Below are 25,065 nucleotides of genomic sequence, written 5' to 3'. Positions count from 1 at the left end.
AATGCCACCGGCCCAGAGGTTTAGCTAAGAACGTTTTCCAACCATGCTGGTACGCTCTTCAACGCATCCGGCAGGGCGTCGGGTTGACTACCTCCCGCTTGGGCCATGTCGGGGCGGCCACCGCCCTTCCCTCCTACCTGGGAGGCAACATGGTTCACCAGCTCGCCGGCTTTCACTCGGCCGGTCAGATCCTGGGTGACCCCAGCGATCAAACTCACTTTGCCCGCCGCCTGGTCGGCAACGCCGAGGATAATCACTCCAGAGCTTAGCTTGTTCTTAAGCTGGTCAAGGATGCCGCGTAAATCTTTGCCTGACACGCCATCCAGCTGCGTCGCCAGCAGCTTCACGCCATTGACCTCCTGCACCTGGCTGAGCATATCGCTACCCGCTACACTGGCTAGTTTGGCCTTGAGCTGCTCAAGCTCTTTTTCCAGGCTACGGTTGCGCTCAACCAGTGATTCTACCCGCGCTTCGACCTGTTCAGGCTTGGTCTTCAAGCGCTCACCCAAGCGCTCGAGGCGGGCTTCCTGCTCGCGAAAGTGGGCCAGCGCATTTTCGCCGGTGATCGCTTCGATGCGGCGCACGCCAGAAGCAATGCCCACTTCGCTCATCACATGGCAGCAGCCAATATCACCGCTGCGTGCCACGTGGGTACCACCGCATAACTCGATCGAGAAATCGTCGGCCCCAATGGTCAGCACGCGCACGTTCTCGGCGTATTTGGCCTCAAACAGCGCTGCTGCGCCCTTGGCCTTGGCTTGATCCAGGCTCATCTGCTCGATCTTGGTCGGCGCATTAGCCAGAATCTGTTCGTTGACCAGCCGTTCGACTTCCGCCAGCTGCTCAGCGGTCATCGGCTCGAAGTGGCTAAAGTCGAAGCGCAGGCGCTCGGCGTTCACCAGCGAGCCTTTCTGCTGTACGTGATCACCCAGCACCATGCGCAGCGCTTTATGCAGCAGGTGGGTGGCTGAGTGATTGCGAATGGTGGCTGTGCGCAGGCTGGCATCCACTTCACCACGCACGCTTGCGCCAACGCTTAGCGAGCCTTCTACCATCATGCCCTGGTGAAGATGATGACCGCTCTGCTTTTGGGTATCAGTGACCTGGAAACGGCCACCGTCGACATACAGGTAGCCGGTATCGCCCACCTGGCCGCCTGACTCGCCGTAAAACGGCGTGCGGTCTAGTACCACGACACCCTTCTGCCCCGCTTCCAGCGCTGCCAGTGGATTGCCCTCGCTGTCGACCAGCGCGGTTACCTTGGCCTGATCTTCCAAGCGGTCGTAGCCGGTAAAGGCAGTTTCGCCCTCCAACTCGATGGAGGCGCTGTAGTCGGCGCCAAATTGGCTGGCCGCCCGTGCGCGTTCACGCTGGGCCTCTAACGCCTGCTGAAAGCCATCTTCGTCCAGGCTAACGCCACGCTCACGACAGACGTCGGCGGTAAGGTCGAAGGGAAAGCCGTAGGTGTCATAAAGCTTAAACACCGTCTCACCCGGCAGCACCTTGCCATCCAACTCGGCCAGTGCCGCATTCAAGAGCCCCATACCGTGATCCAGGGTGCGTGCGAACTGCTCTTCTTCTTTCAGCAGTACACGGGCAATTTGATCGCTCGCTTCACGCAGTTCCGGATAGGCATCGCCCATCTCCGCATCCAGCGCCTCCACCAGCTTGTGGAAGAACGGCTCAACCGCGCCCAGCTTGTGGCCGTGACGAATTGCACGGCGAATGATCCGACGCAGGACATAGCCGCGCCCTTCGTTGGAAGGCAGCACGCCATCAGCAATCAGGAAGGCACAGGAACGGATATGGTCGGCAATTACGCGCAACGAAGGCGTAGCGGTATCAGGGTGCCCGGTCGCTTTCGCAGCGGCTTGCAGCAGGTTCTGGAACAGGTCGATCTCATAGTTGGAGTGGACGCCCTGCATGACAGCGGCGACACGCTCCAGCCCCATACCGGTATCGATGGAGGGCTTGGGCAGCGGGTTGAGCGTGCCCTGGGCATCGCGATCAAACTGCATGAACACCAGGTTCCAGATTTCGATATAGCGATCGCCATCCTCTTCCGGGCTGCCCGGCGGCCCCCCCCAAACCTCAGGGCCGTGATCAAAGAAGATTTCCGAACTGGGGCCGCAGGGGCCGGTGTCGCCCATCTGCCAGAAGTTATCTTCATCCAGCTTGGAGAAGCGCTCAGGGTCGATGCCAATCTCATCTTTCCAGATGCGCTCAGCTTCGTCATCGCTGATGTGTACCGTTACCCACAGCTTGTCTTTGGGGAGTCCCAGCGTTTCGGTTAAAAACACCCAGGCAAAGCGAATGGCGTCGCGCTTGAAGTAGTCGCCAAAGCTGAAGTTACCCAGCATCTCAAAGAAGGTGTGGTGGCGTGCGGTATAGCCGACGTTGTCTAAATCATTATGCTTACCGCCCGCGCGAACGCAGCGCTGCGCAGAGGTGGCGCGCACGTAAGGGCGCGGATCGCGGCCTAGAAACACATCTTTAAACGGCACCATGCCGGCATTGGTAAACAGCAGCGTCGGGTCGTTGCCCGGCACTAATGAGCTGGTGGGTACAATCGTATGCCCCTGCTCTTCGAAGAAGGTGAGAAAGGCCTGTCTAATCTCTGCGCTTTTCATAGGGTATCCGTAACAAGAAAGCGTGATGTCCCAGGGCGCTGTTGCCGCTACCCTCAGGGGTCGCAAAGCAGCCATTATAGCGCAGTTGTCAAACGACTAAAGCCGCACTTAGTGGCAGAAAGGCAAACAGCCACGTAAACAACTGGATGAACAAGCGTATTAGAGCGCTACTAGAAATGTAAGAGGGGGTATTGTATAGGCTGGGGAAAACGTATTACAGACAGGAGAGCGCATAGCGAATTTGTTCAAAATCGAAGCCGCGACTGGCGAGAAAACGTTCACGCCTAGCGCGCTCTTTGGGGGTCTCACCGGGGCTATCAAAACGCCGCGCCAGGGTTTCCCGGGCTAGCTCAAACCAGTCGACCTGCTCGCCCCCCTCCACTTCTTCAAAAGCGGTGGCAAGGGTTTCCTGGTCTATGCCGCGCTGGCGCAACTCGCCTTTAATACGAATCACGCCTTGGCCACGCAGTATGCGCGAGCGCACGAAACTGGCCGCAAAGCGCGCGTCAGACTGCAGCCCTTGTTCAACCAAGGCGTCCAGGCACTCATCAATAGCGGCATCGTCGAAAGACTTTTTCTTCAGACGCTGAGCAAGCTCGGCGCGGGAGTATTCGCGCCGAGCCAGTAAGCCAATGGCGATATCACGGGGCGTAGCATCACGCTGGGAGGTGAATGCCATCAGCTTATCTTAGCGAGAGTCGTCTTAAAGCAGATCGTCATCACCCGCATCCAATTCTGCCGCTGCTTCGGCAGGCGCATCTTCCTTCTCCTTTTTAGGATCGGGCTTGGCCAAGAGCTGCTCACGAATCTGCGTTTCGATTTCGAGCATAATTTCCGGGTGCTCTTCCAGATACAGCGCTGAATTGGCTTTACCTTGACCGATTTTCTTACCTTTATAGCTGTACCAGGCACCGGCTTTGTCGACTAGGTTGCACTGCACGCCCAGGTCGATGACCTCACCGGCGTGGTAGATACCCTTGCCGTAAAGAATCTGGAATTCAGCCTGACGAAATGGCGGTGCCACCTTGTTTTTGACTACTTTCACGCGGGTTTCGTTACCGGTGACTTCATCACCCACTTTCACCGAGCCGGTACGACGAATATCCAGACGCACGCTGGCATAGAACTTCAGCGCGTTACCACCAGTGGTGGTTTCGGGGCTACCAAACATGACGCCGATCTTCATGCGGATCTGGTTGATGAAGATCACCAAGCAATTGGCGTTTTTGATATTACCGGTGATTTTACGCAGTGCCTGAGACATCAAACGCGCCTGTAGGCCAACGTGGGAATCACCCATTTCGCCTTCGATTTCAGCGCGCGGGGTCAACGCAGCGACCGAGTCGATAACAATCACGTCAACACCGCCAGAGCGTACCAGCATGTCGGTAATTTCCAGCGCCTGCTCACCGGTGTCCGGCTGGGAAATCAGTAGATCATCCAGGTTGACACCTAGCTTTTCTGCGTAGCTGGGGTCAAGCGCATGCTCGGCATCGACGAAGGCACACACTTTGCCCTGTTTTTGCGCCTGAGCAATCACCGAAAGGGTCAGGGTCGTTTTACCCGACGATTCCGGGCCAAAGATTTCGCACACACGGCCAAACGGCAGCCCGCCGATGCCGAGGGCGATATCCAGACCCAATGAACCGGTGGAAACCGACGGCATGACGACACGCGGTGCGTCGCCTAGACGCATGACGGTGCCCTTGCCGAACTGACGGTCGATTTGGGTGAGTGCAGCGTTTAGCGCTTTAGTGCGGTTGTCATCCTGAGCCATTCAGAGATTCCTCATAACAAGCTGTATAATTAGCCAGTAGTATGCCAAAGATTGCGCCGTAAACAAATCCTTGATCGCGCTTTCTCTCATCTATTTTATCAACAGCCTTTTTGCATATGCGCCTTTTTCTTACGGCTGGTTCGTCTTGCTCGCCTTCTCGCGCTCATTCAGGCGCGCCACCAGCCCAACCAAGGCCTGACGCACGGCCTGCTCTCGCACCGACTGACGGTCACCTGGAAAGTGAAAGCATTCAGCTTCCTGGGCAGCAGCATCTCCCCAGGCCAACCAAACCGTACCCACCGGCTTTTCAGCGCTCCCCCCCTCTGGGCCTGCAACACCGCTAACGGCAACAGCTAAGCCCGCGCCACTTTCATTACAGGCGCCCAGCACCATGGCTTTGACGACCTCCTTGCTGACAGCACCGTGCTCGGCCAGCGTGGTCTCAGGCACCCCCAATAAGCGCGTTTTAGCAGCATTCGCATAGGTCACATAGCCCGTCGTAAAGTAAGCAGAGCTACCCGCCACCTCGGTAATGGCGCTGGCAATGCCTCCCCCCGTACATGACTCAGCGGCGGTCACTTCCACATTCAACTGCTTACACAGCCGCCCCAGCCGCTGAGCTAACAGGGTTAAATCAAGATTTTTCAGACTAGTTTCGCTGGGCACTATGGTCGCTCCTTCAAGTGAGTCGTCTATTCAGCGTAGAATACTGCGTTTAGCTTTCTCAAAGAAATTGCTCAATCAGGACGCCCATGTCACAGGCCACTCCCCCTAACACGCCCATGATCACGCAATATTTAAAGATCAAGCGCGAGCACCCCGAGGTACTGCTGTTCTACCGCATGGGGGATTTTTATGAACTGTTTTTCGACGACGCCAAGCGCGCCGCCGCACTGCTGGATATTACCCTTACCCAGCGTGGGCAGTCAGGCGGCAAGCCTATCCCGATGGCGGGCGTCCCCTATCACAGCGCTGAGGGCTATCTGGCCCGCCTCGTCGCCGGTGGGGAGTCGGTGGCTATTTGTGAGCAAATTGGCGACCCCGCGACCAGCAAAGGGCCCGTTGACCGCCAGGTGGTGCGTATCGTCACCCCCGGCACGCTCCACGATGAAGCGCTGCTCGATGCCCGCCGCGACAACGTGCTGGTATCCGTTTCACCCGGAAAAGAGAGCTGGGGCCTTGCCTGGCTGGAGCTCTCCAGTGGTCGCTTCAACGTACTGGAAGTAGACAGCGAAGCCGAAATGCTCGCCGAGCTGACGCGTCTCTCCCCGGCCGAGCTGCTGGTACCCGAAAGCTTAACGCTACCCGAGGCCTGGTCGCAGAAACGCAGCCTGCGCCGCCAGGGCGAGTGGCTGTTTGATTTGGAAAGCGCTACCCGTAGCCTCTGCGACCAGTTCGAAGTGCAGGATTTACGTGGCTTTGGCTGTGCGCACTTAACCTCTGCGCTAATTGCTGCCGGGGTATTGATCGATTATGCCCGGGACACTCAGCGCTCGCGCCTGCCCCACGTGACCGCCATCAGCGTTGAGAACCGCGACGACGCGGTGGTGATCGACGCTGCCAGCCGCCGTAATCTGGAAATTGATATCAACCTGGGCGGCAGCAGCGACAACACCCTGGCCAGCGTGCTGGATACCTGTACCACCGCCATGGGTTCACGGCTACTCAAACGCTGGCTTAATCGGCCACTGCGTCAACGCGAGATTGTCCAGGCCCGTCATGCGGGTGTGGCGCTGCTAAGCCTGGATGCCGCCTATATGCCGCTGCGCGAGACGTTGAGCGCGGTGGGCGACGTGGAGCGCATTCTGGCCCGGGTGGCGCTGTATAGCGCCCGCCCGCGCGATTTGGCACGGCTGCGGGATGCACTGGTAACGCTTCCGGAACTGGAGCAACAGCTTAGCGAGGTTGAGAGCGGCAGTGCGCTGGATAACCTGCGCCCGCATATTCGCCCCTACCCAGAAATGGCCGATATGCTCAGCCGGGCGCTGGTAGAAAATCCGCCGGTGGTGATCCGCGATGGCGGGGTGATTGCCGATGGCTTTGATTCAGAGCTGGATGAGCACCGTGGCATGGCCGAAAACGCGGGCGACTATCTTATTCAGCTCGAGCTTCGCGAGCGCGAGCGCACGGGGCTAGCCAATCTCAAAGTGGGCTACAACCGGGTGCACGGCTACTTTATCGAACTACCGCGTTCACAAGCCCAGCAGGCGCCCGCCGACTATATTCGCCGCCAGACACTTAAAAATGCCGAGCGGTTCATTATCCCCGAGCTCAAAGAGTTTGAAGATAAGGCACTCTCCGCTAAATCTCGCGCGTTGACGCGTGAAAAATGGCTCTACGATCGCCTGCTTGGCGATCTCAACGCAAGCCTTCACGCGCTGCAGAGCACCTCGCAAGCCTTGGCGGAACTGGACGTACTGTGCGCCTTTGCCGAGCGCGCCGAGGCGCTGAACTGGGTGCGTCCAACACTCAGCGAAACCACCGGGATTCAAATTGACGCGGGACGACATCCGGTGGTCGAGCAGGTGAGCGAGACACCCTTTGTGCCCAACGACGTGACGCTCAATCCTGACCAGCACATGCTGATTATTACCGGCCCCAACATGGGCGGTAAATCGACCTATATGCGTCAGACGGCGCTCATCGCCCTTCTCGCTCACTGCGGCAGTTTTGTGCCCGCCGATGCCGCCGAGATCGGCCCGCTGGATCGAATATTCACCCGCATTGGCTCATCGGATGACTTGGCCGGCGGGCGCTCTACCTTTATGGTCGAGATGACTGAAACCGCCAACATTCTCCACAATGCCACCCAGCAAAGCTTGATCCTGATGGATGAAATTGGCCGCGGCACCAGTACCTTTGACGGTCTGTCGCTCGCCTGGGCAAGCGCTGAACATCTGGCAAAAGGACGCGCGCTAACGCTGTTTGCGACCCACTACTTTGAAATGACGGCGCTGCCTGAGCATATGGAAGGGGTGGCCAATATCCACCTAACGGCGACCGAGCATGGCGACAGCATTGTGTTTATGCACCGCATCGAAGCGGGCCCGGCCAGCCAGAGCTATGGTTTGCAGGTGGCGCAATTAGCGGGCGTGCCCAACCATGTGATTAAACGTGCCCGCGAGAAGCTGATAAGTTTGGAGCAGCGCGATGTGGATAACACAGCGCAGGCGCCGCGAACCGCACCGCAGCAAAACGATCTGTTCGCCGCTGCACCGCATCCGGTGGTCGAGGCGTTGGAAAACGTCGATATGGATGGTTTAACACCGCGGGAAGCGCTATCACTATTGTATCAGTGGCGAGACCTGATCTAATGGTGCTTATAGCATGAAAGGCGATAAGTTAGATTCAGGTGCCAGGGCAGGTTGAAGCGAGGGTCTTTCGACAGGGCCGGAAAATGTTCCCGACTATTCCGGCATTTCCGCCATCCATGGCGGTCAGATGTCGAAAGTAGCGTCTTCGCGGAAACCTGTACTGGCATTGCTACCAACTGGGATCATATGGCGCTTGCCGCCAGGTATGCGCACCTCTAGAATGTCGTTCAAACTTTTAGCTTATAAAAAACGGCTGATTTATAACCATTCACGATTGACCATGGCTGGGAGTTACCCGGCCCTGCAAGAGGGATAGCAAGATGACGTTTGTCGTTACCGAGAACTGCATCCAGTGCAAATACACCGACTGTGTGGAAGTCTGCCCGGTCGACTGTTTTTACGAGGGCCCGAACTTCCTGGTCATTCATCCTGACGAGTGTATCGACTGCGCGCTGTGTGAGCCCGAGTGCCCCGCCGAGGCGATATTCTCCGAGGATGAGCTGCCGGATGGACAGGAGGCCTTTATCGAGATTAACGCTGAGATGGCCGAAGTATGGCCCAACATCGCCGAAAGAAAAGACCCGCTGCCGGACGCCGAAGAGTGGGATGGCAAGCCCGGCAAGCTTGAGAAACTAGAGCGCTAAACGCTGTGACGGTTTAAAAATCAGCACATAGCTCTTTTTAAAAGCTCTCTTTAAAAATTCTCTTTAAACCAGCGCTGGTTGTTAAAAACAGCGCTGGTTTTTTTGTGTTTTCAAAAGTGTATCGTCAAAAATGTGCTGCCAAATTGCGGGCAAAAAAAGGCGACCCGTAGGCCGCCCGCTCCAAGCACTTCCTCTGACCACTCCCTGGATCAACCTCCTCAGATGACGTCCTTGCCAGGGCTCACCTCACTGTATCACCCGGCGCATCTGACCTACATCCCGCTGCATCCTGACTGAAGCGTCCTTGCCTCCCCTTGTCCTGTGTATATTGTGTCAGATCATGGCCGCTTCTCAACAAAGCCAAAATACAAAAGGGCGAGCCGCTGCGACTCGCCCTTTTTAAAAAACCACTTACTAAACAATTACTTAAATTTTAATTAGTGGCAAAGTAAGCTATTTCTTACCCTAAACTGAGCGATTCTCGTCGGTATTTGTAAGATATCTCTTACAAAATTTTGAGACATCTCTTACAAGCACCTCTAAAAATTCGCTCGATATTGGCATTTTACTGCCCTTTAATGGCTTTCAAACCTGGGTAGGTCACATCACCCAGCTCTGCTTCAATCACCAGCAAACGGTTGTACTTGGCAACCCGATCAGAGCGGCAAAGTGAGCCCGTTTTAATCTGACCGGCACAGGTACCCACCGCCAAATCGGCAATGGTGGTATCTTCGGTTTCACCGGAGCGGTGAGAAATAACCGCCGTAAAGCCAGCATCCTGCGCCATCTTAATCGCGTCCAGCGTCTCAGAGAGCGAACCGATCTGGTTGAACTTGATCAGGATAGAGTTACCGATCTGCTCATCGATACCGCGCTTGAGAATCTTGGTATTGGTCACGAATAGATCATCGCCCACCAGCTGCACTTTATCGCCCAGCTTGTCGGTCAGCGCTTTCCAACCCGCCCAATCTGATTCATCCATGCCGTCTTCGATAGACACAATTGGGTAGTCGGCACACAGGCCTGCCAGGTAATCGGTAAAGCCTTGGGCGTCGTAGCTTTTGCCTTCACCGGAAAGGTTGTACTGACCGTCTTTGTAAAACTCAGACGAAGCACAATCCAGCGCCAGCGTGACGTCTTTACCCAGCTCATAGCCAGCATCGGCAACGGCTTGTTTAATCACCGCTAGCGCATCAGCGTTAGACGCCAGGTTAGGCGCAAAGCCGCCCTCGTCACCGACGGATGTAGAGAGCCCCTTCGCGGAGAGCACTTTCTTCAGCGCGTGGAAAATTTCCGCGCCCATGCGCAGCCCTTCGCGGAAGTTAGGCGCGCCCACTGGCTGCACCATAAATTCCTGGATATCGACGTTGTTATCCGCGTGCTCGCCGCCGTTGATGATGTTCATCATCGGCACCGGCATGCTGTACTGGCCAGGTTGACCGTAGAGCTCGGCAATGTGGGCGTAGAGCGGTACGCCTTTGGCGTTAGCAGCTGCTTTAGCCGCCGCCAGCGAAACGGCTAGGATGGCATTCGCCCCCAGATTCGCTTTGTTTTCAGTGCCGTCCAGCGCCAACATGGCATCGTCCAAGCCGCGCTGATCGCGCGCATCCATGCCCATCAGCGCATCACGAATTTTGCCATTGACCGCATCGACTGCTTTCAGCACGCCTTTGCCCAGGTAGCGCGACTTATCGCCGTCGCGCAGCTCTAACGCTTCCCGGGAGCCGGTTGAAGCACCACTGGGGGCACAGGCTTCACCGACAGCACCACTGGCAAGGCGTACATGCGCCTGCACGGTCGGGTTACCACGAGAATCCAGCACTTCCAACGCACTGATAGCAACAATTTTGGTCATGGCAGTATCCTTTCCTGTTAGTCAGATAAAATTATTAATATAACGACCTGATTAGCTAAATACAGCTTAGCGAATCGTTAGCGGCTCAAAACCTTTAACCAGCGCATCCAACTGGGCAAGCTGAGTCAAGAACGGCTCTAATTGATCCAGCGGCAATGCACAGGGACCATCGCATTTGGCGTTGTCTGGGTCAGGGTGGGCTTCCAAAAACAGCCCGGCAAGGCCGACAGCCACGCCTGCACGCGCTAACTCAGCCACCTGGGCACGGCGCCCATCAGCACTATCGGCACGCCCACCGGGGCGCTGCAGCGCGTGGGTCACATCGAAAAATACCGGGTAGCCGGTTTGCTTCATATCACCAAAGCCCAGCATATCAACAATCAGATTGTTGTAACCAAAGCTTGAGCCGCGCTCGCAGAGCATCAACTGGTCGTTACCCGCTTCCTGGAACTTGCTGAGGATATGACGCATTTCATGGGGCGCCAAAAACTGCGGCTTTTTGATATTGATGACCGCGCCGGTTTTGGCCATGGCGACCACCAAATCAGTTTGGCGAGCCAAAAAGGCCGGCAGTTGGATAATGTCAGCGACTTCAGCGGCTGCTTGCGCCTGCCAAGGCTCGTGAACGTCAGTGATGATCGGCACGTTGTGGCGAGCTTTGATATCGGCCAGTATCTGCAGCCCTTTCTCGATACCTGGGCCGCGGTAGGAGTGAATCGAACTGCGATTGGCTTTGTCAAAGCTGGCCTTAAAAACGTAGGGCATACCCAGCTTCTGGGTCACCGTGACGTAGGCTTGAGCGACTTCGTCGGCAAGATCGGCCGACTCCAGTACGTTCATGCCACCCAGCAGCATAAACGGCAAGGAGTTACCGGCGGTTAAGCCGGCAACGTTAATATGACGCTCTTGAGATCGGTCTTGAGAAGCCATGCTTCTGCCCTCTTATTCCTGCGAGTTCGCGTGGGCGCGACTGCGCGCTGTTTTGTAATCCAAGGCGGCGTTCACAAAGCCAGAGAACAGCGGGTGACCATCACGGGGAGTAGAAGTGAACTCCGGGTGGAACTGGCAGGCTACGTACCAAGGGTGGTCAGCCAGCTCGATGACTTCAACCAGCGATTGGTCGACGCTCTTGCCTGAGATAACCAAGCCCGCCTTTTCAAGCTCATCGATAAACTGGTTATTGACCTCGAAGCGGTGACGGTGGCGCTCGACAATCTCATCCGAGCCGTAGGCTTCGCGTGCTTTGGTTCCCGATGCCAAACGGCATACCTGGCCACCTAAGCGCATGGTGCCACCTAAATCAGACGCTGCATCACGCAGCTCGACTTTGCCTTCTGGGCTTAGCCATTCGGTGATCAAACCTACTACCGGGTGCTGGGTGTCGTGGGTGAACTCGGTAGAGTTGGCGTCGTTCCAGCCTGCCACATTACGGGCAAACTCAATCACCGCCACCTGCATACCCAGGCAAATACCCAGATACGGCACGTTGTTTTCGCGGGCGAATTGAGCGGTCATAATCTTGCCTTCTACGCCGCGCTCGCCGAAGCCGCCGGGCACCAGAATGGCGTCTTTACCCGCCAAGCGCTCGGTGCCGTGACGCTCGATGTCTTCGGAGTCAATATAGTCGACGTTGACCTTAATGCGACCCTGGATGCCAGCGTGAATCAGCGCTTCGTTGAGCGACTTGTAGGCATCCAGCAGCTCCATGTACTTACCGACCATGGCAATACTGACGGATTTGAGCGGATTGAGCTTGGCATCCAGCACCTTCACCCACTCGGATAAATCTGCTTCCGGGGCTTCCAGGCGCAGCTTATCGCAAACGATCTCGTCCAGACCGTGTTCATGGAGCATCAGCGGGATGCGATAGATCGTATCGGCATCCTGCAGCGGTACCACGGCACGCTCTTCGACGTTGGTGAACAGGGCGATTTTGCGGCGCTCGCTCTCTTCCAGTTCAACTTCGCTGCGGCAAATCAGAATATCCGGCTGGATACCGATGGAACGCAGTTCTTTAACGCTGTGCTGGGTCGGTTTGGTTTTGGTCTCACCCGCCGTTTTGATGTAGGGCACCAGGGTCAGGTGCATAAACAGCGCACGGTTGGCGCCCTGCTCACTACGAATTTGGCGGATCGACTCCAGGAAGGGCAGCGATTCGATATCACCGACCGTTCCACCGATCTCTACCAGCGCCACATCAAAACCTTCACCACCCGCGTAAACGCGCTCTTTAATCTCGTCGGTGATATGCGGAATGACCTGAACAGTGCCACCAAGATAGTCGCCCCGACGCTCTTTACGCAGTACGTGCTCGTAGACACGACCGGTCGTAAAGTTGTTGCGCTGGGTCATTTTGGTGCGAATAAAGCGCTCGTAATGCCCGAGATCAAGATCGGTTTCGGCGCCATCTTCTGTGACGAACACCTCACCGTGCTGGAAGGGGCTCATGGTGCCCGGATCCACGTTGATGTACGGGTCGAGCTTGAGCATGGTGACCTTAAGGCCGCGGGCCTCTAAAATCGCCGCAAGCGAGGCGGAGGCGATGCCCTTGCCAAGAGAGGACACAACGCCGCCGGTCACGAAGATATATCGTGTCATGGATAACCTGTCGAAACGTGATCAGAAGGCACGGCAGAAAGCCACGCCAGGATGGGTCGACAGACTAGCAGATTACGACCTAAGGCTCAATTTGAACTGCACTGCTTAAAGTACGCGCTGTCATTCTGAAGCATCGCATCTTGTCATTGCGAGGAGCGCAGCGACGCGGCAATCTAACCCAGATCGCCACGCTTCGCTCGCGATGACATTAAGCCTATAAAGGCACTTCTTTTACACGCCCAGGTAATCCAGAATACCTTCCGCCGCCTGGCGGCCTTCGTAAATCGCCGTGACCACCAAGTCAGAGCCGCGCACCATATCGCCACCGGCAAAGATTTTTTCGTTGCTGGTTTGGAAGGCGTACTGGCCGTGCTCCGGCGCGGTGACGCGATCGCGCTCGTCGACCTGAATATTGGCGCTATCGAACCACGGCGCAGGGCTTGCCTGGAAGCCGAAGGCGATAACCACGGCATCCGCCGCAATGATCTCTTCAGAACCGGGCACTACTTCAGGACGCTGACGGCCGTTTTCATCCGGCTCACCCAAGCGTGTGCGCACAACTTTCACGCCTTCGACCTTCTCTTCACCGACGACCGCCACCGGCTGACGGTTGAACAGAAACTCAACGCCCTCTTCACGAGCATTGGAGACTTCACGGCGCGACCCCGGCATATTGCCTTCGTCACGACGGTACGCACAGGTCACGCTGGTAGCGTTTTGACGAATCGAGGTACGGTTACAATCCATCGCCGTATCACCGCCGCCCAGCACTACCACACGCTTGCCTTCCATGGAGATATAGTCGTTGGGATCTTTTTCAAAGCCCAGGCAGCGGTTAACGTTGGCAATCAGGAAATCGAGGGCCTTGTACACGCCCGGCAGATCTTCGCCAGGGAAGCCGCCTTCCATGTATTTATAAGTCCCCATACCCAGGAAGACCGCGTCGTACTCCTGCATCAAGGTCTCAAACTCAATATCGGTGCCAATCTCGGTATTCAGGCGGAACTCGACGCCCATCTCTTCAAAGACTGCCCGGCGGCGCTCCATCACGCTCTTTTCCAGCTTGAACTCGGGAATACCAAAGGTCAGCAGGCCACCGATTTCCGGGTATTTGTCGAACACCACCGGCTTAACGCCGTTACGGGCCAAAATATCCGCACAGCCCAGGCCCGCAGGGCCTGCGCCAATGATGGCGACTTTTTTATCCGTCCAGGTAACGTGGGACATATCCGGACGCCAGCCCATGGCAAACGCCGTATCGGTGATGTACTTCTCCACCGAGCCAATGGTGACCGCACCAAAGCCGTCATTCAGCGTGCAGTCGCCTTCGCACAGACGATCCTGGGGGCACACGCGACCACATACTTCGGGCAGCGAGTTGGTTTTGTGCGACAACTCAGCGGCTTCAATAATGTTGCCTTCCACCACCAGCTGTAGCCAGTTGGGAATGTAGTTGTGCACCGGGCACTTCCACTCGCAGTACGGGTTACCGCAGTGCAGGCAGCGATGCGCTTGGCTCGCCGCATCGGTGGGTTTGTACGGTTCGTAAATTTCCGCAAACTCTTTGGCACGGGCGCGGGCGTCTTTTTTCTGTGGATCCTGACGACCCACATCAACAAACTGAAAATCGTTATTTAAACGGTTAGCCATGATCTCTCTCCTGTCAGCGTGAGGGGCATAAGCGGGTTATTGCGGCTGACGCCGAGACTGATCCAGCAAACTACCCAAGCTGGCTGCTTTTGGCTTAACCAGCCAGAAGTGGCGCGCATAGTCGCTGAAGTCTTCCAGAATAGCCGCCCCACGCGCGGAACCCGTCGCGGCCACATAGGCTTCGATCATTTCACGCAGGTGACGACGATACGCCTCCATGGCCTCTGTGTTAACGCGGTGAATCTCGACCAGTTCGTGGTTGTACTTGTCCACGAAGGTGCGCTCTTCATCCAACACATAGGCAAACCCACCGGTCATGCCCGCACCGAAGTTGACCCCGGTCTCACCGAGCACGCAGACCAAACCGCCGGTCATATATTCGCAACAGTGGTCGCCTGCGCCCTCGATCACCGCTGAGGCACCAGAGTTACGTACTGCAAAGCGCTCGCCCGCGGTACCGGCGGCGAATAGCGTTCCGCCGGTGGCACCGTAAAGGCAGGTGTTGCCGATAATGGCCGTTTTATGACTCTCAAACTGGCTGACTTTGGGCGGCACAATCACGATACTGCCGCCATTCATACCCTTGCCGACGTAGTCGTTGGCGTCGCCTTCCAGGAAGAGATTCAGCCCCCGAGCATTCCACACCCCGAAGCTCTGCCCCGCCACGCCAACGAAATTGGCCGTGACCGGCGCCGCTTCTAGCCCCTCTTCACCGTATCGCTTGGCAATGGCACCAGAGGTGAGTGCACCCACGCTGCGGTCACAGTTGGTGATGGTGAAGTGGAATTCACCGCCCGACTGGCTTTCGATAGCATCTTTCAGCGCCGCCAGCACTTCCTGGTTTTTAGCGCCCGGATCGTGGGGCACGTTACGGCTAACCCTGCAGAACTGCGGCGCATCTTTGGGTACAAAATCATTGGCCAGCAGCGGCGTTAGATCGAGCTTACGCTGGGAAGCCGTATCGCCTTCAAGTACTTCCAGAAGGTCGGTACGCCCGATCAAATCAGTGAGCTTGCACACACCGAGCATAGCCATCAGCTCACGCACTTCTTCGGCGATAAAGCGGAAGTAGTTCTTGACCATATCCACGGTGCCGCGGAAGTGCTCGCCGCGCAGGAAGTCATCCTGAGTCGCGACCCCAGTGGCACAGTTGTTGAGGTGACAGATACGCAGGTATTTACAGCCTAACGCCACCATGGGCGCGGTACCGAAACCGAAACTCTCGGCGCCGAGAATCGCCGCTTTGACCACATCCAGGCCGGTTTTCAGGCCGCCATCGGTCTGCAGGCGAATCTTGTCACGCAGGCCATTGATACGCAGCGCCTGGTGCACTTCCGGCAGCCCCAATTCCCAGGGTGAACCGGCGTGCTTGATCGAGGTCAGCGGGCTTGCCGCTGTACCGCCGTCGTAGCCTGATACGGTAATCAAATCCGCGTAGGCCTTGGCCACACCGGTGGCGATCGTGCCGATCCCCGGCTCGGAAACCAGTTTCACCGACACCTGGGCATCCGGATTGACCTGCTTAAGGTCAAAAATCAGCTGGGCCAAATCCTCGATAGAGTAAATATCGTGGTGCGGCGGCGGTGAAATCAGCGTGACGCCGGGGACTGCGTAGCGCAGCCGAGCAATCAGCTGGTTTACCTTACCGCCGGGTAGCTGACCGCCCTCACCGGGCTTGGCGCCTTGGGCGACCTTGATCTGCAGTACTTCTGCATTGACCAGATACGCCGGGGTTACACCAAAGCGGCCAGAGGCAATCTGCTTGATCTTGGAGCTGCGAATGGTGCCGTAGCGGGCTGGATCTTCACCGCCCTCACCGGAGTTGGAACGCCCGCCGGCTTCGTTCATGGCCTGGGCCAGCGCTTCGTGGGCTTCCGGCGATAGCGCCCCCAGTGACATACCGGCGCTATCAAAGCGCGGCAGTAAATCTTCAACCGGCTCTACGTCTTCCAGCGCAATCGGTGTTTCCGCAGGCTTGAGCTTGAGCAAGTCACGAATAGTGGCCACAGGCCGCTCGTTCACCAATTGAGCAAACTTTTTCCACTTGGTATAGCTGCCTTCCTGAACCGCCGCCTGTAGCGACATCACCACATCGGGGTTGTAGGCGTGGTACTCGTGGCCGTGGACATACTTGAACATGCCGCCTTGGGAGATGCCTTTACGGGGAATCCAGGCATCTTTCGCCAGCAGCGCTTGCTGCATCTGCAGCTCGGCAAAACCGGCGCCCTGAATGCGCGACGCCATACCGACAAAGCAGAGATCCATTACTTCATCTGCCAAGCCCACGGCTTCAAACAGCATCGAGCCGCGGTAGGAAGCCAGCGTCGAGATACCCATTTTAGACAGGATCTTGAACAGGCCTTTCTGCAGCCCTTTACGGTAGTTCTCACGACCGTCAGCCGGGTTGCCGGTCAGCTCGCCCGTGCGGTGCATATCCGCCATGACCTGATAAGCGAGCCACGGATAAACCGCCGTAGCGCCCACGCCAAACAGCACCGCCATTTGGTGGGCGTCGCGAGCGTAGCCGGTTTCTACCACGATGTTGGCGTTGGGGCGCAGCGCCAACCGGCCTAAGTGAGAGTGCACGGCACCCACGGCCAGGGCGGCCTGAATGGGAATCAGCCCTTTCGTCAGCTCCGCATCGGTGAGTACCAGAATGACTTTCCCGGCGCGGACTTGAGCTTCTGCCTCCTCACATAAAGCTTTAAGCGCTTGATGCAAGCTCTGCTGTTCGGGGTCGTAACCCAACGACAGTGTATAGCTGGCAAACGCTGGATCGTCCTGGCTAACCAGGGCGGTAAACTTGCGTGGGGACAGTACCGGTGTGGTCAAGATCAAGCGATGCGCGTGCTCAGGCGTCGCTTTAAAGACGTTAAGCTCAGCGCCACAGCAGGTTTCCAGCGACATCACGATCGCTTCACGCAGCGGGTCGATGGGCGGGTTGGTGACCTGAGCAAACTTCTGACGGAAGAAGTCAGTCAGCAGGCGCGGACGGCTCGACAGCACCGCCATGGGCGTATCGTCGCCCATGGAGCCAACGGCTTCCTGGCCACTCTCTGCCAGCGGGCGCAGCACCTGGTCACGCTCTTCGAAGCTAACCTGGAACAACTTCTGCTGAACGTTGAGCGAATCGGCATCCATGGTTTGGAAACGCGCAAGCTCGGTCAGTGCCGACTCTAAATAGTTCGCCTCCTGCTTAAGCCAACGCTTATAGGGGTAGGCAGATTTCAGCCGCTCATCTATATCAGTGGTGTGCAGCACTTCGCCGGTTTCGGTATCCACGGCGAGCATTTGACCAGGGCCAACGCGGCCTTTAGCGACCACGTCTTCCGGCTTATAACCGTAGGTGCCGATTTCAGAGGCCAGGGTAATGTAGCCATTCTTGGTAATGACCCAGCGCGCCGGGCGCAGGCCGTTACGGTCGAGCATACACACCGCCTGACGGCCGTCGGTCATCACTACGCCCGCCGGGCCGTCCCACGGCTCCATGTGCATGGAGTTATATTCGTAGAAGGCGCGCAGCTTGGCGTCCATGGTCTCTACGTTCTGCCAGGCGGGCGGCACCATCATGCGTACCGCGCGATGCAGCTCCATACCGCCGGTCAGCAACACTTCCAGCATGTTGTCCATACTGGAGGAGTCGGAGCCGGTGGTGTTAACGATCTCGTCCAGCTCGGTGATATCCGGCAGACGCTCGTTAACGAAGTTGGCTTTACGCGAGTTCGCCCAGCCGCGGTTGGCCTCAATGGTGTTGATCTCGCCGTTATGGGCCAATAGACGGAACGGTTGTGCCAACGGCCAGCGCGGCGCGGTATTGGTCGAGAAGCGCTGGTGGAAAACGCAAATGGCGGTTTCCAGGCGCGGGTCATTCAAGTCCTGATAAAACGCCGGTAGGTCTTCCGGCATCACCAGGCCTTTATAGGAGACCACTTCTGACGAGAGCGAGGCGACGTAGAAGTCTTCTTCACCGCGTAGCGCCTGCTCGGCACGGCGGCGGGCCATAAACAGGTCAACATCGAAGTGTTCACCCTGGCCTGGCTGCACAAACAGCTGACGAATACGTGGCAGGCAGTCCAGCGCCATGGGGCCGCAAACGCTGGAATCAGTGGGCACATCGCGCCAGCCAACCACGTTCAGCCCACGTGCTTCCAGCTCGCCAGTCAGGGTATCGCGGGCATGCGCTTCACGGGCATCATCGTTGGGTAGAAACACCACACCCACGGCAAAGCGTTCGCCCAGCTCAGCATCAAACGCCTCTTTGGCCAGCGCCTGCATAAACGGGGTGGGCATTTTCAACAGCAGACCGCAGCCATCGCCGGTTTTGCCGTCGGCAGCGATACCACCCCGGTGGGTCATGCAGGTCAGGGATTCAATGGCAGTTTTCAGCAAATCGTGGCTAGCCTGGCCTTCCATATGGGCAATCAGGCCAAAACCACAGTTATCGCGAAACTCGCCAGGCTGGTGAAGACCTCTATTCATGGGCGTGCCTCTACTAGTCAGCGTATTTTTTTTAGCAGCGTGCTTATGGTATAAAGGACGGTTTCGCTTTTTTTATAGTGCTTATAACCTGCCCAGAATGGGGTACTTCCCAAGTTCGCTGCCGCAACAAAATGGCCGGTCAGCATAGCGATTGCTAGCCACTTTGCGCAATCTCTTGGCGCCCACATCGTTAGAGAAACTCTTTTCAAATCCTGTATTTGCATCCTCATTCAAGGAAAAAATACATATACTTCAACCACTTGTAACAAGGTAAAACGCTATTTTAACGCTTTTTATTTTCCATTAAACTTTAGTCTAAACAGCGCCCAAAAACCCATGCCGATAGCGCATAAGGCATACGGATTATATAAAACAGCGTTCGACAAATGGGCTCACGATGTAGCCGAGCGAATAAAAAACCGCCCAATGAAAACCACTCTACGTAAGGAGCGATCCATTGGGCGGATAGGATATAGCTGGCCAGGTTTTGAAATGACCAGTTTTTGGAATGAATAAGTTTTGAAATGACTAGCTGGTGAAAGAATTACTTTTCCACTGGGCAGCGCGGGTAATCATCGAGCAGCGTGCGAAGGACATCAACGGGCGTGGCATCGCTAACACAAGCATCGCCCAGGGCGTTAAGCAGCACCAATCGCAGCCGCGTATCGATATTTTTCTTATCCAGCCGCATGCGGGTTAAAAAGTCATCGCTGGTCATATTCGCCGGTGCCGCTAACGGTAGCTCGGCGCTCTCGATCACCGCCAGGCTGCGTGCTAGCGCCGCATCGGTGAGCCAGCCCAAGCGTCGGGAAAGCGTTGCCGCCATGGCCATGCCAGCGCCCACGGCTTCGCCGTGTAGCCAGTTGCCGTAGCCCTGATGCGCCTCAATGGCATGACCAAAGGTGTGGCCCAGGTTGAGCAGCGCGCGGACGCCCTGTTCCGTCTCATCTTCGGCAACAATGTCTGCTTTGATTTGGCAACTTCGTGCAATGGCGTCTGCGACGACCTCAGGCTCCACATCAAGTAGTGCGGGCATGTTGGCTTCCAGCCAGCTTAAAAACGCTTCGTCGCGGATCAGGCCGTACTTGATAACCTCGGCCAGCCCGGCGGAGAGTTCGCGACGGGGCAGACTCTTGAGCGTATCAATATCCACCAGCACCGCTTTGGGCTGCCAGAAGGCGCCAATCATGTTTTTCCCCAGCGGATGGTTAACGCCGGTCTTGCCCCCCACCGACGAATCCACCTGGGAAAGCAGCGTGGTGGGCACTTGGATAAACGCCACACCTCGCTGATAGGAAGCGGCGGCGTAGCCGACCATATCGCCGATCACTCCACCGCCTAAAGCAATTAGCGTGCAACGGCGGTTAAAACCAGCCTCTAGCAGCGCGTCCCAAATACGGCTGACCTGTTCGATGGTTTTGTATTGCTCGCCATCGGGGAGTATGACCGTGCGCACTTCCAGATGATCCGGCAGGCTAGCGCAAAGCTTGTCCAGGTAGAGCGGCGCGATAGTCTCGTTAGTGACGACCATCACCTGCTGGCCGGCCAGATAGGGCGTTAGCATATCGGCACGCCCTATCAGCTCGGTGCCAATATGAATCGGATAGCTGCGCTCGTCTAAAGCAACATGAAGGGTGCGTTGCGCGCTGGCTGTCGAGTTCATGGCGATACCTTATGGTTAAGCGTTTTAGCCGACGATGATGAGGGCTCGAGTGGATCTACCAGCCGATGCACCCGGCGCAGGATTTCATTGACCACCGCTCGCGGGCTGCGCCGGTCGGTGCGCACGGCAATATCCGAGGTGGCGCGATAGAGCGGGTCGCGCTGGGCAAACATATCGTTGAGCACCTGCTCGCGGTTGGCGCACTGCAGCAGTGGCCGGTTGCGATCTTTCGCTGTCCGTTTGAGCTGCTGGTCGACGGTGGTCAGCAGATAAACCACCGTGCCACGCTCGCGAAGTGCGCGGCGATTCTCTTCGCGCAGCACCGCACCGCCGCCAGTGGCGACGACGACTGGAGAGAGCCGGGTTAGCTCATCAATCATATGAATTTCCCGCAGGCGAAAGCCCTGCTCGCCCTCGACATCAAAAATCCACGGGATATCTGCCCCGCAGCGGTCTTGGATGGCGTGGTCACTGTCGTAAAACGGGCGCGCAAGCTCGGCCGCCAATAGGCGACCAATGGTGCTTTTGCCAGCCCCCATGGGGCCTATGAGAAATAAATTGGGTAAATCCTGCATCAGCGAACCGTTAAGCCATCGTCTAGGAGTCGTGGAGTAATAAAGACTAACAACTCTACCTTTTCATTGCTCTCTTCGGTATAGCGAAACAGTCTACCGAGCAAAGGAATGTCACCCAAAAGCGGTGTTTTGGCGATTTGGCGCAGCTCTTCGGTGGTCAAAATTCCGCCTAACACCACCGTTTGGCCGTTATCTACCAGCACTTGGGTCTCAATCTGGTTGGTATCAATCGGCGGTTCACCGCCAAACTCCGATTCACGAAAACTGTCATTTTTAATCACCAGATCCATAATAATGCGGTTATCCGGGGTAATCTGCGGGGTGACTTCCAATGAAAGCTCGGCTTCTTTGAATTCGGTATCCAGGTTGTCGTTGCCATCCACACTCTGAAAGGCACGCTCTTCACCCTGGCTAATTTTGGCGGTACGTTGATTGGCGGTAATAATTCTGGGCTGAGAAATAGTCTGGCTTTTCCCTTCGCTTTCCAGTGCGCGCAGCTCCAAATCCAACAGGATATCACCAGATAAGTAGCCAAAGCTAAAACCGGTGCCCGGCCCAGTGGCAGCACCTAAATCCACAGCCAGGCCGCCCTGTGACCGGTTGATGCCATCGGGGTTGATATCGCGTCGGCTGAAGGTGCCGTCTTCCCCCTCCTGAAAGCCGCGGGTACTCGACATACCCCAGTTAACTCCCAATTCACGGGAAGCAGTGTCCCTTGCAATGACAATGCGTGCCTCAATCTGTACCTGCCGAACAGCCACATCCAGGCGGTCAATGGTGCGGGCAATATCACGCACTTGATCAGCGGTATCTTGCACCAGCAGCGTATTGGTGCGGTTATCAATGCTGACGCGCCCCCGATCGGTGAGCAAACCAAAGCCGTCATCGCCACCTCCGCGTAGCAACTGAGCTAAATCTTTGGCCCGCGCATACTTGATCTCGATAAACTCGGTGACCAACGGCGAGAGCGTTTCGCGCTGATTGCGTGCCTCTAGTTCCTGGCGTTCCAAATCGGCCAGTTCACTCGCGGGCGCGACCAAGATCACATTGCCCTGTTCACGACTCGATAGCCCCTTACTTTGCAAAATCAGTTCGAGCGCCTGATCCCAGGGCACATCATTTAAATTGAGCGTTACACGCCCCGATACGCTATCGCTGGCGACTAAATTTAGCCCGGTGAATTCGGCCAGCTTCACTAGCACCGAGCGTACTTCTATATCCTGAAAATTAAGACTCAACCGTTCGCCAGTGAAGCGTTCAACTGCCGCCTGGGCGGGTTGCACCTCCTGACTGGCGGGCTGGACTTCCACAGTAAGCGTGCGGCCACTTTGCGTGGAGATCATCGCATAAGCACCCTGCGTGGCGATCGCTAACTGGGTGGCGTCCTGGCTGGTGCGGGGCGTAATCCGTGTTATGGGAGTGGCGAAATCGGTGACATCGTAGATTTGGTTAAGCGAGTCTGGAATCGCCACATCGCGCAGATCCACCATCACTTGATCGGGACCACCTTCCCGCACGTTCGCCTCGACGCCTTCGCGATCAAAGGTGACTATCAACCGTCCGGCACCATCTGCACCGCGACGAAAGTCAATATTCTCAACCTGCGGCCCTTCATCGGTTTCAAGCCCCGCTGAAGCGATGCTGGGCGAAGGGCTAGGCAAGCGGCTGGCACCTGAAGCAAAGGTAATGCGTAGGCGATCATCCATTACCCGTGATGTGAACGCCTGCGACTCGCTCAGATTGACCACCAAACGCATGCGGCCATTGCCCTCCAGCGCGGTAATCTGTTCGATACCATTACGATTAACGTTGATGCGCCGATCAGTGAGACCACTTTGGGTTGCTGCCAAATCCAGCGTCACTCGGGGAGGAGAATCTAAACGGTAGCTGCGTAGTTCAGGCATATCACCGGTAAAACGCAGGTCAAGATGGGTTCCACCGTTCTTAGCGGGTTGAACCTCAATACCGGTCAGCACCGAGGCAACTGCCAATGAGGGCAACAGTAAGCATAGTGCGGCCATGGCCATGTAGAGAGTGATTCGCCAAGCTGTAACTGCCATGAGATGTATCCGCTTACTCGCTGTTTTCGTTGATGACTAGTGACACTTGCCGCTCCTGCCACCCTTCAGGCTGAGTGAACACCCGTTCGTTAACGCGTATTTCTTGGGCGTTGATCTGGGCGATACGCCCATAGTCGGTGCCCATATAGTTACCCTCTTTGACGCTGGTCACGTTGCCATCCGGCGATGCAATCAACGCCACTTGTCGCTCTCCCATACGCATGGTACCGACCAATCGCAGCTCTTGCAGTGAGAAGCGCTCCAGCGGCTCTGGCGCGCGCTGCCGGTCGGGAGCGAGCGCAACTTCGCCTCGATCAGCGCTATCCTGAGCAATCTCGTCGGGAGGCAAAAAAGGGCTACGCCCGTCGCTATACAAGTAGGATAAATCTTGGTTTTCGGGCAGCGCGACAGCCATAACCGGCGGTTGCCCGCCAGGGGACTGACGAATATCGGCCAGCGTGCCTTCAAGCTGAGCCAAGTCGGCGTCTGCACAGCCGGTGAGCACCACCGCGGAGACCGTCAAGGTGACGGCCGAGGTTGCCCTTCTTGTTGCTACAAAAAGCAGTTGTTCAGCTCTCATGGCGCCTGCGCCCCCTCTGTGGAGGTTTGGTCGCTCTCCTCCACATAGCGGTAGGTGCGGGCCAAGAGCGAAAGACGCAGCGCTTCGCCGCGGCCATCGGCGGGTTCCAGGTTAAAATCGTGCTGGGTCACCATGCGGGGTAGCGAGGCGATATCGGCACTAAAGCGCGCTAACTGGTGATAGCCGCCACGCACCTGTATATCCAGCGGCTGCTCGACATAATGGGCCTGGGCTTGCGCTGGGCGCAGCCGAATCGTTTCAATGGTCAGGCGGTTATCGGCGGCGGCATCGCTAATGCTATCCAGCAGCGAGGGGATTTCTGCATCGGTAGGGAGCATGGTACGCAAGCGCCCCACCTGCCCTTCCAGGGTCGCCAACTGATCGCGCATTTCCGGCAGGAAGGCCGCTTGCGAGGCTTTGCTGCGGTATTCGCTCAGCAGCCTGGCTTCTTGGCGCTGGGCGACCATCAAGGCCTCGCGCTGTTCACTCACCACTAGCCACAGCATGACGCTCAATGCTGCCAGCAGCGCCAAGCAGCAGCACAGCACTTTTAATAGCCACGGCCAGCCGCCGGCCTCTTTAACGTCTAGATCCCGCCAGTCGACATCCCGCCAGTCGACATCCCGCAGGCGCTGCCACTCAATAGCCCATTGCTCGCGGTTAAGCGTCATGGAAGCGCCTCCTCAACGCCTTGCGGCAGCGCTGCGGTGGTCTGTTCCACATCAAAACGAAATACCCGGCCTGAGCCGTTTTGCTCACTCTCTACCGCCAATAGCGAAGGCACAGCCAACCCCGGTAGAGCGGCAATGCGGCGCAGTTGCTCGGAAACCTGGCGCTCACTGTCTGCCACCGCAGTGACACTGACGTTATTACCGCTCTTCGATAAGCGTTGATAAATGACGCCATTGGCCACGCTCTCTGCCACATCATTAAACAGCTGCACAGCATCCATTCGTTCGGTCTGCAGCGCCTGAAACACCGCGATCTGCTCGCCTAAACGCTCGGCTTCGCTGGAGTAGCGTGAGACGCTCTCGATATCGGCATTAAGACGCTCAATGTGGTTACTAATGTAAGCATTACGTTGCTGCTGGGCCGCTAGCTTGAGCTGGTAAAAATGCGCGACCAGCAGGCCCAGTACAACACCCACCACCAGCATGCCCGCCACCACGACGTAGAATTTGCGGGTTCGCCGTTCACGCTGCGCTTCCCGCCAGGGCAGGAGATTAATTGTCATGCTCAT

Annotated in this window: 17 protein-coding genes; 2 read left to right on the top strand and 15 right to left on the bottom strand. The window is 56.9% G+C overall.

Translation table 11 applies throughout. From position 1 onward, the window contains the following. Positions 1 to 20: 20 nt before the first annotated feature. The 4 genes from alaS to HALTITAN_RS07860 form a co-directional block, all read right to left on the bottom strand. Positions 21 to 2,630 (bottom strand): alanine--tRNA ligase, encoded by a 2,610-nt coding sequence (gene alaS, locus HALTITAN_RS07875; RefSeq protein WP_039858720.1) that lies wholly within the window; start codon positions 2,628 to 2,630, stop codon positions 21 to 23. Positions 2,631 to 2,844: 214 nt separating this feature from the next. Next, the gene (locus HALTITAN_RS07870; protein ID WP_022519966.1) at positions 2,845 to 3,309 is read right to left on the bottom strand and encodes a regulatory protein RecX; all 465 of its coding nucleotides are present in this window, start codon (positions 3,307 to 3,309) and stop codon (positions 2,845 to 2,847) included. A gap of 24 nt (positions 3,310 to 3,333) precedes the next feature. Then, the gene (gene recA / locus HALTITAN_RS07865) at positions 3,334 to 4,407 is read right to left on the bottom strand and encodes a recombinase RecA (RefSeq protein ID WP_009286780.1); all 1,074 of its coding nucleotides are present in this window, start codon (positions 4,405 to 4,407) and stop codon (positions 3,334 to 3,336) included. Between the two features lie 129 nt (positions 4,408 to 4,536). Then, on the bottom strand, positions 4,537 to 5,076 hold the full coding sequence (locus HALTITAN_RS07860; protein WP_035538996.1) for a CinA family protein: 540 nt from the start codon (positions 5,074 to 5,076) through the stop codon (positions 4,537 to 4,539). An 83-nt stretch (positions 5,077 to 5,159) separates the two neighbouring features. Here HALTITAN_RS07860 and mutS point away from each other — a divergent pair, with 83 nt between their 5' ends. Both mutS and fdxA read left to right on the top strand, forming a co-directional pair. After that, a complete protein-coding gene (gene mutS, locus HALTITAN_RS07855; protein ID WP_009286779.1) occupies positions 5,160 to 7,721 on the top strand; it encodes a DNA mismatch repair protein MutS in 2,562 nt (853 codons plus the stop codon). Between the two features lie 320 nt (positions 7,722 to 8,041). After that, positions 8,042 to 8,365 (top strand): ferredoxin FdxA, encoded by a 324-nt coding sequence (gene fdxA / locus HALTITAN_RS07850; protein ID WP_007111508.1) that lies wholly within the window; start codon positions 8,042 to 8,044, stop codon positions 8,363 to 8,365. 565 nt (positions 8,366 to 8,930) lie between these two features. On the opposite strand, the gene eno is transcribed toward fdxA, so the two are convergent. From eno to HALTITAN_RS07795, 11 genes are all read right to left on the bottom strand, one after another. Then, on the bottom strand, positions 8,931 to 10,220 hold the full coding sequence (gene eno, locus HALTITAN_RS07845) for a phosphopyruvate hydratase (RefSeq protein ID WP_009286778.1): 1,290 nt from the start codon (positions 10,218 to 10,220) through the stop codon (positions 8,931 to 8,933). Positions 10,221 to 10,286: 66 nt separating this feature from the next. Continuing rightward, complete coding sequence (gene kdsA, locus HALTITAN_RS07840; protein WP_009286777.1) at positions 10,287 to 11,150, bottom strand: 3-deoxy-8-phosphooctulonate synthase; 864 nt, start codon at positions 11,148 to 11,150, stop codon at positions 10,287 to 10,289. A gap of 12 nt (positions 11,151 to 11,162) precedes the next feature. Continuing rightward, positions 11,163 to 12,818 carry a CTP synthase gene (gene pyrG / locus HALTITAN_RS07835; protein WP_009286776.1) on the bottom strand — a complete coding sequence of 552 codons (1,656 nt, stop codon included), beginning with the start codon at positions 12,816 to 12,818 and terminating at the stop codon, positions 11,163 to 11,165. Positions 12,819 to 13,049: 231 nt separating this feature from the next. Continuing rightward, on the bottom strand, positions 13,050 to 14,468 hold the full coding sequence (locus HALTITAN_RS07830) for an FAD-dependent oxidoreductase (RefSeq protein WP_009286775.1): 1,419 nt from the start codon (positions 14,466 to 14,468) through the stop codon (positions 13,050 to 13,052). 36 nt (positions 14,469 to 14,504) lie between these two features. After that, entirely contained in the window at positions 14,505 to 18,947 is a 4,443-nt protein-coding gene (gltB, locus tag HALTITAN_RS07825; protein ID WP_009286774.1) for a glutamate synthase large subunit, read from the bottom strand. A gap of 544 nt (positions 18,948 to 19,491) precedes the next feature. Next, positions 19,492 to 20,610: a 3-dehydroquinate synthase gene (gene aroB / locus HALTITAN_RS07820; protein ID WP_009286773.1), complete on the bottom strand. Its 1,119-nt coding sequence runs from the start codon at positions 20,608 to 20,610 to the stop codon at positions 19,492 to 19,494. Continuing rightward, on the bottom strand, positions 20,607 to 21,185 hold the full coding sequence (aroK, locus tag HALTITAN_RS07815) for a shikimate kinase AroK (protein ID WP_009286772.1): 579 nt from the start codon (positions 21,183 to 21,185) through the stop codon (positions 20,607 to 20,609). Before aroK ends, aroB begins: the two co-directional genes overlap by 4 nt. Next, positions 21,185 to 23,245 (bottom strand): type IV pilus secretin PilQ, encoded by a 2,061-nt coding sequence (locus HALTITAN_RS07810; protein ID WP_009286771.1) that lies wholly within the window; start codon positions 23,243 to 23,245, stop codon positions 21,185 to 21,187. Before HALTITAN_RS07810 ends, aroK begins: the two co-directional genes overlap by 1 nt. Before the next feature lie 13 nt (positions 23,246 to 23,258). After that, a complete protein-coding gene (locus tag HALTITAN_RS07805) occupies positions 23,259 to 23,825 on the bottom strand; it encodes a pilus assembly protein PilP (protein ID WP_009286770.1) in 567 nt (188 codons plus the stop codon). Further along, a complete protein-coding gene (locus tag HALTITAN_RS07800; RefSeq protein ID WP_009286769.1) occupies positions 23,822 to 24,496 on the bottom strand; it encodes a type IV pilus inner membrane component PilO in 675 nt (224 codons plus the stop codon). Before HALTITAN_RS07800 ends, HALTITAN_RS07805 begins: the two co-directional genes overlap by 4 nt. Next, entirely contained in the window at positions 24,493 to 25,065 is a 573-nt protein-coding gene (locus HALTITAN_RS07795; RefSeq protein ID WP_009286768.1) for a PilN domain-containing protein, read from the bottom strand. Before HALTITAN_RS07795 ends, HALTITAN_RS07800 begins: the two co-directional genes overlap by 4 nt.

This window comes from Vreelandella titanicae BH1, from assembly GCF_000336575.1.
In the GTDB taxonomy this organism is placed as follows: domain Bacteria; phylum Pseudomonadota; class Gammaproteobacteria; order Pseudomonadales; family Halomonadaceae; genus Vreelandella; species Vreelandella titanicae.
Note: the sequence above shows the minus strand (reverse complement) of the source record. Positions and strands in the feature narration are given on the sequence as shown.

Excerpts from the sequence above, each read along its gene's own strand:
- alaS (WP_039858720.1), bottom strand. The coding sequence starts at position 2,630 with ATGAAAAGCGCAGAGATTAGACAGGCCTTTCTCACCTTCTTCGAAGAG.
- HALTITAN_RS07870 (WP_022519966.1), bottom strand. The coding sequence starts at position 3,309 with ATGGCATTCACCTCCCAGCGTGATGCTACGCCCCGTGATATCGCCATT.
- recA (WP_009286780.1), bottom strand. The coding sequence starts at position 4,407 with ATGGCTCAGGATGACAACCGCACTAAAGCGCTAAACGCTGCACTCACC.
- mutS (WP_009286779.1), top strand. The coding sequence starts at position 5,160 with ATGTCACAGGCCACTCCCCCTAACACGCCCATGATCACGCAATATTTA.
- fdxA (WP_007111508.1), top strand. The coding sequence starts at position 8,042 with ATGACGTTTGTCGTTACCGAGAACTGCATCCAGTGCAAATACACCGAC.
- eno (WP_009286778.1), bottom strand. The coding sequence starts at position 10,220 with ATGACCAAAATTGTTGCTATCAGTGCGTTGGAAGTGCTGGATTCTCGT.
- kdsA (WP_009286777.1), bottom strand. The coding sequence starts at position 11,150 with ATGGCTTCTCAAGACCGATCTCAAGAGCGTCATATTAACGTTGCCGGC.
- pyrG (WP_009286776.1), bottom strand. The coding sequence starts at position 12,818 with ATGACACGATATATCTTCGTGACCGGCGGCGTTGTGTCCTCTCTTGGC.
- HALTITAN_RS07830 (WP_009286775.1), bottom strand. The coding sequence starts at position 14,468 with ATGGCTAACCGTTTAAATAACGATTTTCAGTTTGTTGATGTGGGTCGT.
- gltB (WP_009286774.1), bottom strand. The coding sequence starts at position 18,947 with ATGAATAGAGGTCTTCACCAGCCTGGCGAGTTTCGCGATAACTGTGGT.
- aroB (WP_009286773.1), bottom strand. The coding sequence starts at position 20,610 with ATGAACTCGACAGCCAGCGCGCAACGCACCCTTCATGTTGCTTTAGAC.
- aroK (WP_009286772.1), bottom strand. The coding sequence starts at position 21,185 with ATGCAGGATTTACCCAATTTATTTCTCATAGGCCCCATGGGGGCTGGC.
- HALTITAN_RS07810 (WP_009286771.1), bottom strand. The coding sequence starts at position 23,245 with ATGGCAGTTACAGCTTGGCGAATCACTCTCTACATGGCCATGGCCGCA.
- HALTITAN_RS07805 (WP_009286770.1), bottom strand. The coding sequence starts at position 23,825 with ATGAGAGCTGAACAACTGCTTTTTGTAGCAACAAGAAGGGCAACCTCG.
- HALTITAN_RS07800 (WP_009286769.1), bottom strand. The coding sequence starts at position 24,496 with ATGACGCTTAACCGCGAGCAATGGGCTATTGAGTGGCAGCGCCTGCGG.
- HALTITAN_RS07795 (WP_009286768.1), bottom strand. The coding sequence starts at position 25,065 with ATGAGCATGACAATTAATCTCCTGCCCTGGCGGGAAGCGCAGCGTGAA.